Source organism: Mycobacterium sp. NPDC050551 (assembly GCF_040674075.1).
GTDB lineage: Bacteria > Actinomycetota > Actinomycetes > Mycobacteriales > Mycobacteriaceae > Mycobacterium.
This window is the reverse complement of sequence record NZ_JBFARC010000003.1, coordinates 25,285-40,799: the sequence shown is the minus strand read 5'-3', so window position 1 is coordinate 40,799 and position 15,515 is coordinate 25,285. Positions and strand designations below refer to the sequence as shown.

Annotated in this window: 17 protein-coding genes and 1 riboswitch; of the genes, 6 read left to right on the top strand and 11 right to left on the bottom strand. The window is 70.2% G+C overall.

The genetic code is table 11. From position 1 onward, the window contains the following. Positions 1-16: 16 nt before the first annotated feature. From AB0K11_RS12710 to thiC, 5 genes are all read right to left on the bottom strand, one after another. Positions 17-1,507, bottom strand: coding sequence for an NAD(P)/FAD-dependent oxidoreductase (locus AB0K11_RS12710; protein ID WP_364976907.1), 1,491 nt, complete (start codon positions 1,505-1,507; stop codon positions 17-19). A 62-nt stretch (positions 1,508-1,569) separates the two neighbouring features. Further along, on the bottom strand, positions 1,570-2,193 hold the full coding sequence (locus tag AB0K11_RS12705; RefSeq protein ID WP_364976905.1) for a septum formation family protein: 624 nt from the start codon (positions 2,191-2,193) through the stop codon (positions 1,570-1,572). Between the two features lie 38 nt (positions 2,194-2,231). Beyond that, positions 2,232-2,846, bottom strand: coding sequence for an alpha/beta family hydrolase (locus AB0K11_RS12700; protein WP_364976903.1), 615 nt, complete (start codon positions 2,844-2,846; stop codon positions 2,232-2,234). Further along, positions 2,833-3,684 (bottom strand): bifunctional hydroxymethylpyrimidine kinase/phosphomethylpyrimidine kinase, encoded by an 852-nt coding sequence (gene thiD / locus AB0K11_RS12695; protein WP_364976901.1) that lies wholly within the window; start codon positions 3,682-3,684, stop codon positions 2,833-2,835. The genes AB0K11_RS12700 and thiD overlap by 14 nt, the downstream gene beginning before the upstream one ends. Continuing rightward, a complete protein-coding gene (thiC, locus tag AB0K11_RS12690) occupies positions 3,681-5,306 on the bottom strand; it encodes a phosphomethylpyrimidine synthase ThiC (RefSeq protein ID WP_364976899.1) in 1,626 nt (541 codons plus the stop codon). The genes thiD and thiC overlap by 4 nt, the downstream gene beginning before the upstream one ends. After that, a riboswitch (TPP riboswitch) is annotated at positions 5,302-5,403 on the bottom strand. Its footprint overlaps the gene before it by 5 nt. A gap of 119 nt (positions 5,404-5,522) precedes the next feature. On the opposite strand from thiC, the gene AB0K11_RS12685 reads away from it, so the two are divergent. Next, positions 5,523-8,264, top strand: coding sequence for an AAA family ATPase (locus tag AB0K11_RS12685; protein ID WP_364976897.1), 2,742 nt, complete (start codon positions 5,523-5,525; stop codon positions 8,262-8,264). On the opposite strand, the gene AB0K11_RS12680 is transcribed toward AB0K11_RS12685, so the two are convergent. The 3 genes from AB0K11_RS12680 to AB0K11_RS12670 are packed head-to-tail and all read right to left on the bottom strand — an operon-like array spanning position 8,261 to position 10,589. Further along, positions 8,261-9,064: an exodeoxyribonuclease III gene (locus tag AB0K11_RS12680; protein ID WP_364976895.1), complete on the bottom strand. Its 804-nt coding sequence runs from the start codon at positions 9,062-9,064 to the stop codon at positions 8,261-8,263. The two genes, AB0K11_RS12685 and AB0K11_RS12680, sit on opposite strands and share 4 nt — an antisense overlap. A gap of 27 nt (positions 9,065-9,091) precedes the next feature. After that, positions 9,092-9,988, bottom strand: coding sequence for a GNAT family N-acetyltransferase (locus AB0K11_RS12675; protein ID WP_364976892.1), 897 nt, complete (start codon positions 9,986-9,988; stop codon positions 9,092-9,094). Between the two features lie 7 nt (positions 9,989-9,995). Continuing rightward, the gene (locus AB0K11_RS12670) at positions 9,996-10,589 is read right to left on the bottom strand and encodes a peptide deformylase (RefSeq protein ID WP_364976890.1); all 594 of its coding nucleotides are present in this window, start codon (positions 10,587-10,589) and stop codon (positions 9,996-9,998) included. A 151-nt stretch (positions 10,590-10,740) separates the two neighbouring features. On the opposite strand from AB0K11_RS12670, the gene AB0K11_RS12665 reads away from it, so the two are divergent. Genes AB0K11_RS12665 through AB0K11_RS12645 form a run of 5 tightly spaced genes read left to right on the top strand, consistent with a single transcriptional unit; the run spans position 10,741 to position 14,037 of the window. Continuing rightward, positions 10,741-11,049: a DUF3263 domain-containing protein gene (locus tag AB0K11_RS12665; protein WP_364976888.1), complete on the top strand. Its 309-nt coding sequence runs from the start codon at positions 10,741-10,743 to the stop codon at positions 11,047-11,049. 40 nt (positions 11,050-11,089) lie between these two features. Next, complete coding sequence (locus AB0K11_RS12660; protein ID WP_364976886.1) at positions 11,090-11,554, top strand: LytR C-terminal domain-containing protein; 465 nt, start codon at positions 11,090-11,092, stop codon at positions 11,552-11,554. A gap of 10 nt (positions 11,555-11,564) precedes the next feature. Continuing rightward, positions 11,565-12,287, top strand: coding sequence for a superoxide dismutase family protein (locus AB0K11_RS12655; protein WP_364976884.1), 723 nt, complete (start codon positions 11,565-11,567; stop codon positions 12,285-12,287). Next, complete coding sequence (locus tag AB0K11_RS12650; protein WP_364976882.1) at positions 12,265-13,395, top strand: glutamate--cysteine ligase; 1,131 nt, start codon at positions 12,265-12,267, stop codon at positions 13,393-13,395. The genes AB0K11_RS12655 and AB0K11_RS12650 overlap by 23 nt, the downstream gene beginning before the upstream one ends. A 9-nt stretch (positions 13,396-13,404) precedes the next feature. Then, positions 13,405-14,037: an LON peptidase substrate-binding domain-containing protein gene (locus AB0K11_RS12645; RefSeq protein ID WP_364976880.1), complete on the top strand. Its 633-nt coding sequence runs from the start codon at positions 13,405-13,407 to the stop codon at positions 14,035-14,037. Positions 14,038-14,040: 3 nt separating this feature from the next. Here the strand turns inward: AB0K11_RS12645 and AB0K11_RS12640 are convergent, their stop codons facing one another. The 3 genes from AB0K11_RS12640 to AB0K11_RS12630 are packed head-to-tail and all read right to left on the bottom strand — an operon-like array spanning position 14,041 to position 15,489. Next, entirely contained in the window at positions 14,041-14,859 is an 819-nt protein-coding gene (locus AB0K11_RS12640; protein WP_364976878.1) for an SAM-dependent methyltransferase, read from the bottom strand. After that, a complete protein-coding gene (mnhG, locus tag AB0K11_RS12635; protein ID WP_364976876.1) occupies positions 14,840-15,217 on the bottom strand; it encodes a monovalent cation/H(+) antiporter subunit G in 378 nt (125 codons plus the stop codon). Before mnhG ends, AB0K11_RS12640 begins: the two co-directional genes overlap by 20 nt. Beyond that, entirely contained in the window at positions 15,214-15,489 is a 276-nt protein-coding gene (locus AB0K11_RS12630; protein WP_364976874.1) for a monovalent cation/H+ antiporter complex subunit F, read from the bottom strand. Before AB0K11_RS12630 ends, mnhG begins: the two co-directional genes overlap by 4 nt. Positions 15,490-15,515 lie beyond the last annotated feature (26 nt).

Sequence of the window (15,515 nt, the reverse complement as noted above, 5' to 3'; positions counted from 1 at the left end):
TCAGAAAACGGACAGCTCAGGCGATCTGGTAGTCGGTGAGCGGGAACTGCGAGGCTTCCCTGATCGCCTCGCGAGTGGACATCGGCCGCAGCAGCGAGGGCTCGCCGCTGGGATTGAAGTAGTAGGACCGCGCGGAGGCGCAGTTGCCGATCGTCCACAGCGACCCGGCCAGCATCTCGGTCATCCGCTCGAGGTAGTGGTCGTTGGCTGCCTCGGTGACCTCGAACGTGGTGGCCCCGCGCCGCCGGACCTCGCCGAAGAGCCGCTCCATCAGCCGCATCTGGTACTCCATCGTGTTGAAGAAGTTCAGGCCGAGGAAGGCATACGGGCTGGCGAGGCTGAGGTAGTTCGGGAAGTACGGCATCGACACGCCCTGGTAGGCCTGGAACCGTGTCTCGCGCCACCACTTCCCGAGGTTGCGGCCGTCACGGCCGATCACCTCGATGGCCGGGAAGTTGGCCTCCCACAGGTCGAATCCCGTCGCGAGCACAAGGGTGTCGACGGCGGTGCGGGTGCCGTCGGCGTTGACGATGCCGTCGGCCTCGACCCGCTCGATGCCGTCGCTCTGCAGGTGCACGTGCGGTTTGGTGAACGTGCGCAGGTAGCGGTTGGAGAAGGTCGGCCGTTTGCATCCGATGTCGTAGTCCGGTGTGAGTCTGCGGCGCAGTTCCTTGTCCCTGATCCAGAAGAACTGGTTCATCCTGCACAGGTCCATCGCGGAGATGTTGAGCCTGCGGAACAGGGGCACCCGGTAGTTCACCACGCCGATGGTGATCATCGCCTCGTAGATGTTGTCGGTCACCGCGCGGATGATCCGCTGCGACAGCGGGAACCTGGCGAACACCCGCTTGACCCGTTCCGAGAAGTGCAGGTCGATCTTCGGCGCCACCCAGATGGGGGTGCGCTGATAGACGGTCAGGTCGGCGGCCTTCTCGGCCAGTTCGGGAATGAGCTGAACCGCGGTGGCCCCGGTGCCGATGATCGCGACCCGCTCGCCGGTGGCGTCGTAGTCGTCGTCCCAGTCGGCGGTGTGCACGATGCGACCCTCGAAGTCGCTGATGCCCGGGATGTCGGGCAGCTTCGGCTGCGACAGGAATCCCGTGGCGGTCACCAGGTAGCGGGCAGCCATGGTGTCCCCGCCGGCGATCGTCACGCGCCAGACCTTGGCCTCCTCGTCCCAGCGGGCGCCCTCGACGGTCGTGCTGAACCGGATGTGGCGGCGCACGTCGTACTTGTCGGCGACGTCGTCGGCGTACTGCTTGATCTCCCGCCCCGTGGAGAACAGCCGCGACCAGTTCGGGTTCGGCTCGAAGTAGTAGCTGTACGTGGTGGTGGGGACGTCGACGGCCAGGCCGGGGTAGTGGTTGACGTACCACGTGCCGCCCAGGTCGTCCTCCCGGTCGAGGATGACGAAATCGTGGATGCCCATCCGCTTGAGCTGGATGGCGGCGCCGATTCCACCGAAGCCGGCACCCACGATGACCGCGTCGAAGTGCTCCGAAGTCATGGGTGAACGGTACCCCAGGTATCGGGTAGGTGGCCGTGAGGTACCGGGGCCGCCGGCCTGATCTAGCCCTTCAGCGACCCGGCGCGCGGCGGGTCGACGGTGGCGATGCAGGTCACCACGCGGTCGCCCTGGGACCAGGTCTCCTCGGTCGGGTAGAGCACGTACACGCCGACGGAGGGGTCGTCGATCGCCGTGGGCGCATAGGCGGCCAGCGCGGGGCCGCAGCCGTCGGAGAACTCCTCGAGGGAGGACTGGCCCGGGAAGTCGCCGTCGGGCATGGTCAGCATCGCGAACACCTCACCCTCGTGCGACTCGGCGCAGTCGACGGTGCGGACGGTGAGCACCCGGGTGCCGTCGGGCATGTCGGCCAGGCAGTCGCCGATCTCGACGTTGTTCGCCGTCACGGTGCCACGGCCGACGAGGAAGTAAGCGACGACGATGACCGCGGCGATGAGCAGCAGCAGTACCAGCCCCACCACGCCCAGGATGAGCCACAGCCGGTTCTTCCGTTTCGGAGGCGCAGGCGGCGGGGGATAGCCCGTGGGAGTGGAGTACGGCTGCGGCGGTGGCGGCGGATAGGGCTGACCCTGCTGCGGATAGGGCTGAACCGGCGGCGGGCCGTACGGGCCCTGTCCGTAGGGGCCCTGTCCGTACGGCGGTGGCGGCGGCCCCGGCGGTGTGGTCATCCGGCGACGATATCGTCAGTCCCGAGCCGATGCCCAGGTCACCGCAGTAGGCGAAGTGCCGCGTCGACCGCGAGCGCGGGTACGTCGAGCTTCTTCGAACCCAGGTCGTGGCGGGCGCCGGTGATCTCGACGACTTCGGTGTCCGCGCCGACGAGCCCCGCGGCGGGTCGCAGTTCGTCGATGGTGCCGAACGGGTCGGCCGTCCCGTGGGTGAACACCGTCGGCACGGTGATCCGCGGCAGGTGCTCGGTGCGTGCGCGGTCCGGCCTTCCGGGCGGGTGCAGCGGATAGGAGAACAGCGTGAGGACGGCGACCGCGAGCCCGTCGGCCACCGCCATCGACGTCATGCGGCCGCCGTAGGAGTGCCCGCCCGCCACGACGGGGCCGTCGGTCAGCGCACGGACCGTCTCGACGGCCTCCGCGACGCCCGCCTGGTCGGCGGCCGCGGACCCCGACGGCGGGCCCTTCGGCCTGCGCCTTCGGTAGGGCAGGTTGTAGCGGACGGCCAGCCACCCCCGGGCGGCCCACTCGTCGCAGATCCGGATGAGCAACGGCGCGTCCCGGCTGCCGCCTGCACCGTGGGTGAGCACCACCGCGCCGGCCGGCTCGCCGTCGGGGTGGTGCGCCACCCCGGCGATGTCATCGAGCGTCATCGGGCTCGTGCAGCCGGAACAGCGCCGAAACCGGTCCGTGGCCGTGGCCCAACGGGTATGCCGCGCGCAGACATTCGGTGACCCAGCGCTTTCCGAAGGCCACCGCGTCCGGGACCGCGTAACCGTGCGCGAGTGCAGCCGCGGTCGCCGCCGCCAGGGTGTCGCCTGCGCCGTGGTCGTGTCCGGTGTCGATCCGGGTGGTGTCGAATTCGTAAAAGTCGGCACCGTCGTAGAGCAGATCGGGGCTGTGTGCCGACGATCGCAGGTGCCCGCCCTTGACCAGCGCCCATCGTGGTCCGAGCGCGTGCAGCGCACGGGCGGCCTCGCGCTGGGTCTTCTCGTCGACCACGTCGACGCCGACGAGCAGGCGCACCTCGTCCAGGTTCGGTGTGACCACTGTCGCCAGCGGGAACAGCTGGTTGCGCAGCGCGTCGAGGGCGCTGGGATGCAGCAGCGGGTCACCGTGCATCGACGCGCACACCGGGTCGACCACCAGGGGCACCGCGCCGTCCGGTGTCACCCTCCGCCAGGCGTCCGCGACCGTCTCGATGATGGCCGACGACGCCAGCATGCCGGTCTTCGCGGCCTGCACGCCGATGTCGGACGCCACCGCATTGATCTGGCCGGCCACCACGTCCAGCGGGATCTCGTGAAAGCCCTTGACGCCCACGGAATTCTGCACCGTCACCGCGGTGACGGCGACCAGCCCGTGTACCCCGAGCAGGGCGAACGTGCGCAGGTCGGCCTGGATGCCCGCGCCGCCGCCGGAGTCCGACCCGGCGATGGTCATCACCCGCAGCGGTGTCTCGCCGGGCGGGGTGAGCGGCAGGAACGTCATGGCACGGAGTTTTCCAGAGGCAGGTACACCCTGTTGCCGCGGTCGGCGAACTCCCGGGACTTGTCGGCCATGCCCTGCTCGTGGGCGTCGCGGATGGCCTCCGACAGGTCGGCGCTGATGCGCATCGAGCAGAACTTCGGGCCGCACATCGAACAGAAGTGTGCGGTCTTGGCGGGCTCGGCGGGCAGCGTCTCGTCGTGGAACTCCCGTGCGGTGTCCGGATCGAGTGACAGCGCGAACTGGTCGTGCCACCGGAACTCGAAGCGTGCCCGGCTCAACGCATCGTCACGGGCCTGCGCACCGGGGTGCCCCTTGGCCAGGTCGGCGGCGTGGGCGGCGATCTTGTAGGCGATCACGCCGTCCTTGACGTCCTTGCGGTCGGGCAGCCCGAGGTGTTCCTTGGGGGTGACGTAGCACAGCATCGCGGTGCCTGCCTGCGCGATCATCGCCGCCCCGATCGCCGAGGTGATGTGGTCGTACGCCGGGGCGATGTCGGTGGTGAGCGGCCCCAGTGTGTAGAACGGCGCCTCGTCGCACAGTTCCTCCTCGAGGCGCACGTTCTCCACGATCTTGTGCATCGGGACATGTCCCGGACCTTCGATCATCACCTGCACGCCATGGCCTTTCGCGATCTTCGTCAGTTCGCCGAGGGTGCGGAGTTCGGCGAACTGGGCCGCGTCGTTGGCGTCGGCGATCGAGCCCGGCCGCAGTCCGTCGCCCAGTGAGAAGGTGACGTCGTAGCGCGCGAGGATCTCGCAGAGTTCGTCGAAGTGGGTGTACAGGAACGACTCCCGGTGGTGCGCCAGGCACCACGCCGCCATGATGGACCCGCCGCGGCTGACGATGCCGGTCACCCGCCCGACGGTCAGCGGAACGTGCCGCAGCAGCACGCCCGCGTGCACCGTCATGTAGTCGACGCCCTGTTCGCACTGCTCGATCACGGTGTCGCGGTAGCACTCCCAGGTCAGCGCGGTCGGATCGCCGTTCACCTTCTCCAGCGCCTGGTAGATGGGCACCGTGCCGACCGGGACCGGCGCATTGCGCAGGATCCACTCGCGGGTGAGGTGGATGTCGCGGCCCGTCGAGAGGTCCATGATGGTGTCGGCGCCCCATCGGGTGGCCCACACCATCTTGTCCACCTCCTCGGCGATCGACGACGTGACCGCGGAGTTGCCGATGTTGGCATTCACCTTCACCGCGAACGCTTTTCCGATGATCATCGGCTCCGACTCGGGGTGCCGGTGGTTCGCCGGGATCACTGCGCGCCCGCGTGCCACCTCGTCGCGCACCAGCGCTGCGGGCATCCCTTCGCGGGTGGCGACGAACGCCATCTCGGCGGTGATCTCGCCGGCGCGCGCGCGTTGCAGCTGGGTGCCGCGGTCGGCGACCACGCCGGGTCGCGCAGGCAGGCCCGCCTGCAGGTCGATCGTGGCGGCCGGGTCGGTGTACGGGCCGGAGGTGTCGTACAGGTCGAGGTGTCGCTCACCCTCGGCGGTCAGATGCACCCGCCGGAACGGCACCCGCGAATCCGGTATGCCGGGAATCTCGCGGTAGACCTTGCTGCTGCCCGTGATCGGGCCGGTGGTGATCGCAGCGTCGGCAACGACAGAACGGTCGGTCATGACATGTCTCCCTACGCCGGCATTACCCGGTCAGGTTCGTACGGTCGACAGCCCCAGCTGTCCTCTCAGCACGCTCGGTGCGCGCTCCCGTGTTGATGGCGTCCCCAACGTAGCGCAAGGCCCCAGCGCGGGGAAGGGGGCACGTCGTGCCGCCGGTCCGGCGCCCAGCCGGCGTTTGCCGAGCGGAGAGTCGCCGTGGGCTGAGAGGATTCCGGGGTGGGGGAACGAGTGGTCGGTCGGGAGGCGGAGCTCGGCGTCGTCCGCACCTTCCTGAGCGAGGCCGCCGACGGGCCGTCGCTGCTGGCTCTCATCGGTGAACCGGGCATCGGGAAGACGACGCTCTGGCAGGCCTGCGTCGTCCGCGCCACCGAGGTCGGGTTCCGCGTGCTGAGCACCCGCGCGCACTCGACGGGTTCCGCAGCTTCGTTTGCGGCGCTGGGCGATCTGCTCCGCGTGCTCGACGAGTCGGTGTTCGACGAGCTGCCGCGCCCACAGCGACTGGCGATCGACCGGGTGCTCGCGCCGTCTGCCGAGGGTGATCCGGTCACCGGTCAGCGTGCGGTCGTCGCGGCGGTCCGCTCGGCGCTCGACCGGCTCGCGCAGATGTCGCCCGTCCTCGTGGCCATCGACGATCTGCCGTGGCTCGACCCGCCGAGCCGGCTCGTCATCGCGTCGGTGGCGCGGCGGTGCACCGGTCGGATCGGGTTCGTGGCCACCGGGCGCGCCGACGTGAAGGGCGAGCGGGCGATGGCCGAACTCGAGCTGCACGATCCCGCGCGCATGCACCGGCTCGACGTCCGGCCGCTCAGCCTCGGGGCGTTGCGTGAGGTGCTCGCCGGCCGGCTCACCCGCCCGCTGGCCCGCGGCGAGACGGTGCGCATCCATCGGGAGTCCGGCGGCAATCCCTTCTACGCATTGGAACTCGCGCACGCGACCGGAGGTCCGGCGGGCGAGCTGCCCGCCACCCTCGCCGACCTCGTCATGGCCCGCATCGCGGGATTCACCGACTCGACGAAGTGGGTGCTGCTGGCCGCGTCCTGTCTGCCCGCACCCACCATGGCGGCGCTGGCGTCGGTGACCGGGTCGGAGCTGCACGAGGTGGTTGCGCTGCTGGAGGACGCCGAGCGTGCCGGAGTCATCGAGATCTCGGGGCAGCACCTGCGTTTCACCCATCCACTGCTGGCCCGTGGCGCGTACGCCGAAGCCGCTCCGGCCATGCGCCGGATGATGCACCGGCGGCTCGCCGACGCGCTCGACGACGCCGAGCTCGGCGCCCGGCACCTCGCACTGTCCGTTGAGGTCGCCGACGAGCGCGTCCTGCACGGGCTGGACACCGCCGCCGAGTCCGCGCGCCTGCGGGGTGCACCGGCCACCGCGGCAGAACTCCTCGAGCTGGCCCGCGGGTGCGGCGGCGACACCCCCGAACGCGCCATCGCGGCGGCCGCGAACCACTTCGAGGCAGGCAGCGCAGCTCGGGCACGAACGCTGCTGCAGCACACCGTCGATCGGCTCGCGCCCGGACCGCTGCGTGCCGAGGCGCTACACCTGCTCGGGCTGGTCCGGTTGTACGACAACAGTTCCGCCGACGCCGCCGCGCTGTTGCGCGACGCCGTCGGGCAACCCGGCGCAGTCCCGGACCGGCAGGTGCCGATGCTGGTGATGCTGGCCTTCGTCGAGTACAACGCCGGAGAGGCCGACGCTGCGCTGCGCCGGGCGGAGCAGGCGGTGGAACTGGCCGAGCAGCTGCCGCGCGAAGATCTTCTCGTCCAGGCCACGACGATGCGGGCGATGATGCGGTTCCTGGTCGGCGACGGACTCGACGAGGAGGCGATGAGTCGCGCCCTGCAGGTCGACGATCCCGCCGATGTGCCACTGGCGGTGCGGCCACGGACGCTGCACGCCCTGCTGAAACTGTGGTCGCACCAGGTGGACGAGGCGGCCGAGATGCTGACCGCGATCGCGCGGCGGTGCACCGATCGCGGTGAGGAGAGCGAACTCATCCTGATCGGCTTCAACCTCGTGCTGGCACACGCCTGGCGGGGGGACATGGAGGCAGCCGAGCGGACGGCCGAGGCGACGATGGAGCGTGCGCTCGCGCTCGGCGGGGATCTGCCCATGTTCATCGCGCTGACCGTGCGGACGGTGGTGGACGCCTACCTGGGACGGGTCGAGGCCTGCCGCCGCGACGGTGCAGAGGCGTTGGCGGTCGGCCGGCGGTGCGACTCCGGGCGGCTGAGTACCTGGGCGGTCACCGCGCTGGGATCACTGGAGTTGTCTCTGGGCAATCATGAAGCGGCGCTTCGGCATCTGGATCCGCTGGTGGCGCAGTGGCGGGTGCTGCCCGCGGCGACGGAGATCGTCACCGCGCCCTTCCTCCCCGATGCCGTGGAGGCCATGATCGCCGTCGGCCGGTACGTCGAAGCCGACCGCATCATCGGCGTGCTCGAGCGCAACGGCGACCGGCTCGGCAGGCCGTGGACGCGTGCGGTCGCCGGCCGGTGTCGCAGCATGCTGATCGCCGCACGCGGCGACATCGAGGCGGCCGCCGTCGTGGCGGACCGGGCGCTGCGCGAGCACGAGCGCGCGGCGATGCCCTTCGAACTCGCCCGCACACAGTTGCTCGCCGGCCACCTGCGGCACCGGCTGCGCGACCGCGCCGCAGCCGGTGACCTCCTGCAGTCCGCGCTGCGCACCTTCGAGCGGATGGGTCTGCGGTTCTGGGCCGAACGGGCACGGTGGGAGGTGGCTCAGCTCGCTCCCCGGCAGCGTCCGGGTCTGACCGCGCCGGAGCTGCGCGCGGCCGAGCTCGCCGCAGCGGGCCGCACCAACAAGGAGATCGCCGCCGAGCTCTTCGTCAGCACGAAGACCATCGAGCTGCACCTGTCCCGGGTGTACCGCAAGCTGGGCATCCGGTCCAGAGCGGGACTCTGGCGGGCCCTGCACGAGGCGGCGGATTAGCCGGTGAGCTCCACCAGCACCGGAGCGTGATCGCTGGCGCCCTTGCCTTTTCGCTCCTCGCGGACGATCTCGGCGTGGCCCACCCGTTCGGCGAACGCCGGTGAGCCGAGGACGAAGTCGATGCGCATGCCGCGCCGCTTCTGGAACGCCAACCGGGTGTAGTCCCAGTAGGTGTAGACGCCGGGGCCCGGTGTGAACGGCCGCACCACGTCGGTGAATCCGGTGTCGACGATCGCGTCGAATGCCGCGCGCTCCGGCGGGGTGACGTGTGTGCTGTCGCGATACGCCTCGACACTCCACACGTCGTCGTCGGTGGGCGCGATGTTCCAGTCGCCGACCAGCGCGATCTGCGCGCGGGGATCCTCGGTGAGCCAGGCGTTCGACGTCTTGCGCAGTGCCGCAAGCCACTCGAGCTTGTACCGGTAGTGCGGTGAATCGACGAAGCGGCCGTTCGGGATGTAGAGGCTCCACACCCGGACACCGCCACACGTCGCGCCGAGCGCGCGCGCCTCCGCTGCCGCTTCTATGTCAGGTTTGTCGCTCCACGTCGGCTGGCCGTCGAACCCGACGGCCACGTCCTCGATGCCGACCCGCGACGCGATCGCCACCCCGTTCCACTGGCTGAAGCCGCAGTGCACCACCTCGTAGCCGAGGGCGGCGAACGGCATCGTCGGGAACTGCTCGTCGTTGCACTTGGTCTCCTGCATCGCCAGCACGTCGACGTCGGCGCGCGACAACCAGTCGGTCACGCGGTCCACGCGCGCGCGGATGGAGTTGACGTTCCAGGTGGCCAGCCGCATGGGTGACAGCCTACGAGCGCTCCACCGTCACAGCGCGCGTGCGTCGACGTAGCGCTGCCGGTGCTGGGTGACGAAGCCCATCGACTCGTAGAGCGCAGCGGCGCCGGCGTTGTCGGCGACGACCTGGACGTAGGCGCGCGTCGCACCGCGGGCTGCTCCCCAGTCGAGCAGCGCCTCGCACAGCGTCCGGGCGTGGCCGCGGCGGCGTCGGTCCTCGGCCACCCGCACCGCCGACACCCCCACCCAGCGGCTGCCGTCCGGCGCGGTGGTGACGGCGGCGCGCCCGACGGCGGCGTCGTCGAGACGCCCGAACGTCAGCTCGCCCTCGATCACCGCGGTCAACACGTCCACCGGCACGTCGCGCTGATAGGTGTGCAGCCACCGGTCATCGGGGCGCGCGGCCAGGTTCACCGCCGCGCGGTGCCCGCCGGACGGAAGCGCACGCGTCATCACGAGCGACTCGATGTGGGTGGGCGCCGCCGCAGGCAGCCGCACCAACCGATCGGGCACCGAGAGCCAGGGCGTCAAGCCGCGGCCGGCGTACCACTCGACGATGCCGGGCAGTGCGCGCAGATCGGCGCCGGCCCGCAAGGGCACCGCGGAGTTGCCGCGGTGGGTGTGGCCGCCGGCCTCGCGCAGCAGCCACCCGTCGACCCACACCTGATGCCGCCCCGGCCATGCCGCGGCGGCGGCGTGTTCGAGATTGCGGATGTCGGCGGTGCGCACCGGTGCGTCGGCGAGTGCCTTGATTGCCACCACGTCGGCGGCGGCGACGCTCACCTCGTCACCCCGTTTGGTGCGCACCCGCAGTGTCGGACCGACCGCGACGAGGTGGCCGACCACGTCGGTCAGCGGCGGCGACGAACCCGGCGGCAGCCGGTGGCGCAGGCTGACGCGGGTGCCGACGGGCGGGAGTTCCGGCACGGACGGCTCAGTGGCCGAACGGGTCGGGGTCCTTGCCGGGCAGCCAGCTCAGGCCCTCGACACCCCAACCGTTGGACTTGACGGCGCGTTTGGCCGCACGCGCGTGCCGGCCGACGAGCCGGTCGAGGTAGAGGAACCCGTCGAGGTGTCCGGTCTCGTGCTGCAGCATCCGAGCGAACAGGTCGGTGCCCTCGAGGGTGATCGGGTTTCCATCGGCGTCGAGTCCGGTGACGCGGGCCCAGTCCGCCCGGCCGGTGGGGAACTGCTCGCCGGGCACCGAGAGGCAGCCCTCTTCGTCGTCGTCGGGATCGGGCATCGTCTCGGGGACCTCGGAGGTCTCGAGTACGGGGTTGACGACGACCCCGCGGCGACGGGTGGTGCGGCCGCGCGAGTCGGCGCAGTCGTAGACGAACACCCGCTTGGAGACGCCGATCTGGTTGGCGGCCAGGCCGACTCCGTACGCCGCGTCCATCGTGTCGTAGAGGTCGGTGATCAGATCCGCCAGGTCTGCGGGCAACGAACCGTCGGCGCCGACGGGCACGGGAGTGGTCGCGGTGCGCAGGACGGGGTCTCCTACTATGCGGATGGGTACGACGGCCATGCGGGAGAGCTTAAGTCGGCGGCCTATGTCCGCACGACGCACCAGCCGACTCGCCCGCATTGATGACGTCGCAACCCTGCAACCCGTGATTGAATGAGCGCGAACTACAGGGATGTCATTCTTTTCAGGTCGGAAAGGTCCGAGGAGCAATATGGACGGCGCTATGGCGCGTACTGAGCCTTCCGGCGATGACTCTGATCTCCCCGAAGGCCTCTCCCGGCGCGAGCACGACATCCTGGCGTTCGAACGTCAGTGGTGGAAGTACGCCGGCAGCAAGGAAGACGCCATCCGGGAGCTGTTCTCGATGTCGGCGACCCGCTACTACCAGGTGCTCAACGCGCTGGTCGACCGGCCCGAAGCGCTGGCGGCGGACCCGATGCTGGTCAAGCGCCTGCGGCGACTGCGCGCCAGCAGGCAGAAGGCCCGCGCGGCGCGCAGACTGGGCTTCGAAGTCACCTGAGCGGTCGGTCGGCTGAACGCAACTCGTTAGAGTGGGCGCGATGAACCAGCGAGAGAGTTCCGGGCTGCCGCTGCGGGCCATGGTCATGGTGCTGCTGTTCCTCGGTGTGGTCTTCCTGCTGGTCGGTTTCCAGGCGATGGGCTCGAGCGACGACTCCGGTGACGACGACGCGCCCGTGGCGTCCGCCGTCTCCACCACCTCTGCGGCCCCGGCGTCGTCGGAAGCGCCTGCCGCACGCCCCGAGGTCCGGGTCTACAACATCTCCGACGTGGCAGGCGCCGCCGAAGGCGTGGCCACCCGCCTTCGCGATGCCGACTGGAACGTCGCCGACACCGGCAACCTCACCCTGGAGGGCGTCACCGCCACCACGGTGTACTTCGGCGAGGCACCCGGCGAACGCGAGGCCGCCGACGAAGTCGGGAAGCTGCTCGAGGCCCCGGTCGAGCCGCGCTCGCCCGGCCTCGCCGACCAACCACCAGGCGTGATCGTGGCGGTCACCGGTTAGGCTCGTGGCCATGCGCAAGTCCGCCACCGTCGCCGCCCTGTTCGCCGTTCCCGCTCTTGCTTTGAGCGCCTGCAGCAATCCCGAGCAGGCGTCAACCACTCCCGGCACCACGCCGTCGGTGTGGACCGGCTCGCCGTCTCCGTCCGCCGCGCCGGGCGAAGAGCAGGGCGAAGGCCAGGGCGGCGGTGAAGGTGGTGGTGAAGGCGGCGGCGGCGAGAAACTGTCCGCCGAATTGCGGACGCCGGACGGCACCACGGTGGCCACCGCCGACATCGACTTCACCGGCGGCTACGCGACGGTCACGGTGCGGACCACCGCATCCGGACAGCTGGCGCCGGGCTTCCACGGCATGCACATTCACTCGGTCGGCAAGTGCGAGGCCGACTCCGTGGCCCCCACCGGCGGCGCGCCGGCCAACTTCAACTCCGCGGGCGGGCACTTCCAGGTGCCCGGCCACACCGAGCACCCGGCGAGCGGTGACCTGAGCTCGCTGCAGGTGCGTGAGGACGGTTCGGCGATGCTGGTGACCACCACCGACGCGTTCACCGCCGAGCAGCTGCAGGCCGGCCAGAAGACGGCGATCATCATCCACGAGAAGGCCGACAACTTCGCGAACATCCCGCCGGAGAAGTATCAGCAGGTCAATGGCACGCCGGGTCCCGACCAGCAGACGCTGGCGACCGGTGACGCCGGCGGCCGGGTGGCCTGCGGTGTCATCGCTCCCGCGCAGTAGCCGTATCGACTTCGCCGGGTCCTACCGCCCGACGCTCGGCGTCGAATGGGAGTTCGCGCTCGTCGACGCCGTCACCCGCGACCTGAGCAACGAGGCCGCCGCGGTGATCGCCGAGATCGGCGAGAACCCCAAGGTGCACAAGGAGCTGCTGCGCAACACCGTCGAAATCGTCACGGGTGTCTGCAATTCCGTGCCCGAGGCGATGGACGACCTGCGCGGCAGCCTGGTCACGGCGCAGCAGGTGGTGCGCGACCGCGGGATGAACCTGTTCAGCGCGGGCACCCATCCGTTCGCGAAGTGGTCGGCGGCCCAGCTCACCGATGCGCCGCGGTATGCCGAGCTGATCAAGCGCACGCAGTGGTGGGGCCGTCAGATGGTGATTTGGGGAGTGCACGTCCACGTCGGGGTGTCGTCGGCGCACAAGGTGATGCCGATAATCTCGTCACTGCTCAACCAGTTCCCGCATCTGCTGGCGCTGTCCGCGTCGTCGCCGTTCTGGGACGGTGAGGACACCGGCTACGCGAGCAACCGGGCGATGATGTTCCAGCAGCTGCCGACGGCGGGGCTGCCGTTCCAGTTCCGGCAGTGGTCGGAGTTCGAGGGCTTCGTCCACGACCAGAAGAAGACCGGCATCATCGACCACATCAACGAGGTCCGCTGGGACATCCGGCCCTCACCGCATCTGGGCACCGTCGAGGTGCGGGTGTGCGACGGGGTGTCGAACCTGCGGGAACTGGGCGCGCTGGTGGCGCTCACCCACTGTCTGATCGTCGACCTCGACCGCAGGCTCGACGCGGGCGAGGAACTCCCGATGATGCCGCCGTGGCACGTGCAGGAGAACAAGTGGCGGGCCGCGCGATACGGCTTGGACGCCATCATCATCCTCGACGCCGACAGCAACGAGCGACTGGTCACCGAGGACCTCGACAATCTGGTGGACCGGCTGCAGCCGGTCGCGAAGTCGCTCGGCTGCGTCGACGAGCTGGCCGCGGTGGTCGACATGCACCGGCTGGGGGCGTCCTATCAGCGGCAGCGGCGCGTGGCCGAGGAGACCGACGGCGACCTGCGCGCGGTCGTGGACGCCATCGTCGGCGAGCTCGAACTATAGGTTGGATCCATGAGCGTCACGCCGATGTTCCCGCTCGAAGTGGCGATGCTGCCCGGCGAGGAGTTGCCGCTGCGGATCTTCGAGCCCCGCTACGCCGCCCTGGTCCGCGACTGCCTGGCCGCCGACGACCCGGTGTTCGGGGTGGTGCTGATCGAGGCCGGGCGTGAGGTGGGCGGCGGGGACCGGCGCAGCCGGGTGGGAGTGCTGGCCCGGATCGCCGAGTGCGCCGCCACCGGCGAGGGCCGGTACCGGATGAATTGTCCCCTCGGCGAACGGATCCGGGTCACCGAGTGGCTCGACGACGATCCGTACCCGCGGGCCGACGTCGAACCGTGGCCCGACGAGCCCGACGCCGGCGTCGACCAGGTCCGGCTCGCCGATGTGGAGAACCGCATCATCGCGCTGTTCGAGCGGATCGCGACCGCCCGCGGCATCGAGATCCGCGACCGCGACGGCCTGCTCGCGCGCGCCGAACCCGACCTGCCGAAGCGCCTGTACGCGTTGGCCAACCGACTGCCGATGGGCCCTGCCGACCGGTACGCGGTGCTGGCGGCGCCCGGACCGGCATCACGGCTGGACGCGTTGAGCGAAGCCGTCGACACGGTGACCGCACGGGTCGAGTTCCAGCTCTCGGGGGAGTAATCGCTAGGCGGTCGCTGCCATGGGCCCCGTCGTCGCCGCGGAACTGAGCTTCGCATCGACGAACACCGTGTCGGGGAAGGCGTCCTCGGCGTCGTCGGGCGTGCACCGGTCATAGCGGTTCATCAGCCGACGGGCGTCGATCGTCGTGACGTCCCAGCCCTGCGCGGCCAACCACTCCGCGACGTCGGTGCGGTCCTCGACGAACGCCTCGACGGCGATGCGGCTGCTCGGCACGGCCATCTCGGCGATCTGGGCGAACAACCGGCCCTGGCCCTCTGCGGGGAGGTAGGGCAGCAGGCCCTCGGCCGACCACGCCGCCGGCTGGGTGGAGTCGAAACCGGCGTCGCGCAACGCCTTCGGCCAGTCCTGGCGCAGGTCGACCGGCACCGGGACGTACCGCGCATTTGGCTCGGCACCGTGGGCGCGCAACACCTCCAGCTTGAACTCGAGCACCTGCGGCTGGTCGATCTCGAAGACCACGCTGCCGCTCACCCACGGCATCCGCCAGGCACGGGAGTCCAGGCCCGCGCCGAGGATCACCGACTGTTCGACACCGTGTGCGCCCGCGGCGATGAAGAACTCGTCGAACCACTTGGTACGCGACGCCGCGTATCCCGACAGCGCGCGGATCCGCTCGGCCATCGCACCCGTCGGCAACTCCCAGCCGCGGGCGACGGCGGCGTCGATGAACACCTGCGCGAACGGATCGTCGAACAGCGGGCAGCCGGCCGAGGACTCACCGGCCCGGGCCATCGCGACGCCCAGCGCGGTGGGACCGACGCCCTCGGTGATGCTCCAGGTGTCAGAGTCCGTCCGTGCCATGCGGACGGTGTTCCCCCTCGGCCGCGAACTCATGCATCTCGTCCCTGGTCAACAAGTCGTCGCGAATGTTCTGTTCGCGATAGGCCAACTGCCCGACGCGGTTCGCGACCACCGGCGCGGTGATGATGGTGAACAGCCCGGTCAGGATCACCATGCCGACATCGACGTTGCCCCGCAACCGGATCGCCGCACCCGCGAGCACCAGCAGCAGGCCCAGCACCTGGGGCTTGGTCGCCGCGTGCATCCGCGACAGTGTGTCGGGGAACCGGACGACGCCGATCGCCGCGGTCAGCGCGAGCGTCGAGCCGCCGAGCACCAGGATCGCGGCGGCCACATCAGGGATGTCGGGACTGCTCACCGGGTCCTCCGCTTCTCGATGTCGGGCACCCGGAACCGCGCCACGCTGACCGAACCGACGAAGCTGATGAGCGCCAGCGCGGTGAGGCTGTAGGTGACGGTGGTGTCGAGGCTGAACGCCGCCCACGTGCCGATCGCGCACATCGTGACGGCCACCAGGGTGTCGAGCGCGACCAGCCGGTCCAGCGTGCTCGGGCCGGCCAGCAGCCGGAACATCACGATGGCCGCCGCGGCGCTGAGCATCACCGCGGCGATGATCCACACGAATGTCATGCGCGATCCGCCTTCGCTCCTCGCTG

What these genes read in the sequence shown, in the direction of transcription:
- AB0K11_RS12710 (WP_364976907.1), bottom strand. Translation starts at nt 1,507, where the DNA reads ATGACTTCGGAGCACTTCGACGCGGTCATCGTGGGTGCCGGCTTCGGT.
- AB0K11_RS12705 (WP_364976905.1), bottom strand. Translation starts at nt 2,193, where the DNA reads ATGACCACACCGCCGGGGCCGCCGCCACCGCCGTACGGACAGGGCCCC.
- AB0K11_RS12700 (WP_364976903.1), bottom strand. Translation starts at nt 2,846, where the DNA reads ATGACGCTCGATGACATCGCCGGGGTGGCGCACCACCCCGACGGCGAG.
- thiD (WP_364976901.1), bottom strand. Translation starts at nt 3,684, where the DNA reads ATGACGTTCCTGCCGCTCACCCCGCCCGGCGAGACACCGCTGCGGGTG.
- thiC (WP_364976899.1), bottom strand. Translation starts at nt 5,306, where the DNA reads ATGACCGACCGTTCTGTCGTTGCCGACGCTGCGATCACCACCGGCCCG.
- AB0K11_RS12680 (WP_364976895.1), bottom strand. Translation starts at nt 9,064, where the DNA reads ATGCGGCTGGCCACCTGGAACGTCAACTCCATCCGCGCGCGCGTGGAC.
- AB0K11_RS12670 (WP_364976890.1), bottom strand. Translation starts at nt 10,589, where the DNA reads ATGGCCGTCGTACCCATCCGCATAGTAGGAGACCCCGTCCTGCGCACC.
- AB0K11_RS12665 (WP_364976888.1), top strand. Translation starts at nt 10,741, where the DNA reads ATGGACGGCGCTATGGCGCGTACTGAGCCTTCCGGCGATGACTCTGAT.
- AB0K11_RS12660 (WP_364976886.1), top strand. Translation starts at nt 11,090, where the DNA reads ATGAACCAGCGAGAGAGTTCCGGGCTGCCGCTGCGGGCCATGGTCATG.
- AB0K11_RS12655 (WP_364976884.1), top strand. Translation starts at nt 11,565, where the DNA reads ATGCGCAAGTCCGCCACCGTCGCCGCCCTGTTCGCCGTTCCCGCTCTT.
- AB0K11_RS12645 (WP_364976880.1), top strand. Translation starts at nt 13,405, where the DNA reads ATGAGCGTCACGCCGATGTTCCCGCTCGAAGTGGCGATGCTGCCCGGC.
- AB0K11_RS12640 (WP_364976878.1), bottom strand. Translation starts at nt 14,859, where the DNA reads ATGGCACGGACGGACTCTGACACCTGGAGCATCACCGAGGGCGTCGGT.
- AB0K11_RS12630 (WP_364976874.1), bottom strand. Translation starts at nt 15,489, where the DNA reads ATGACATTCGTGTGGATCATCGCCGCGGTGATGCTCAGCGCCGCGGCG.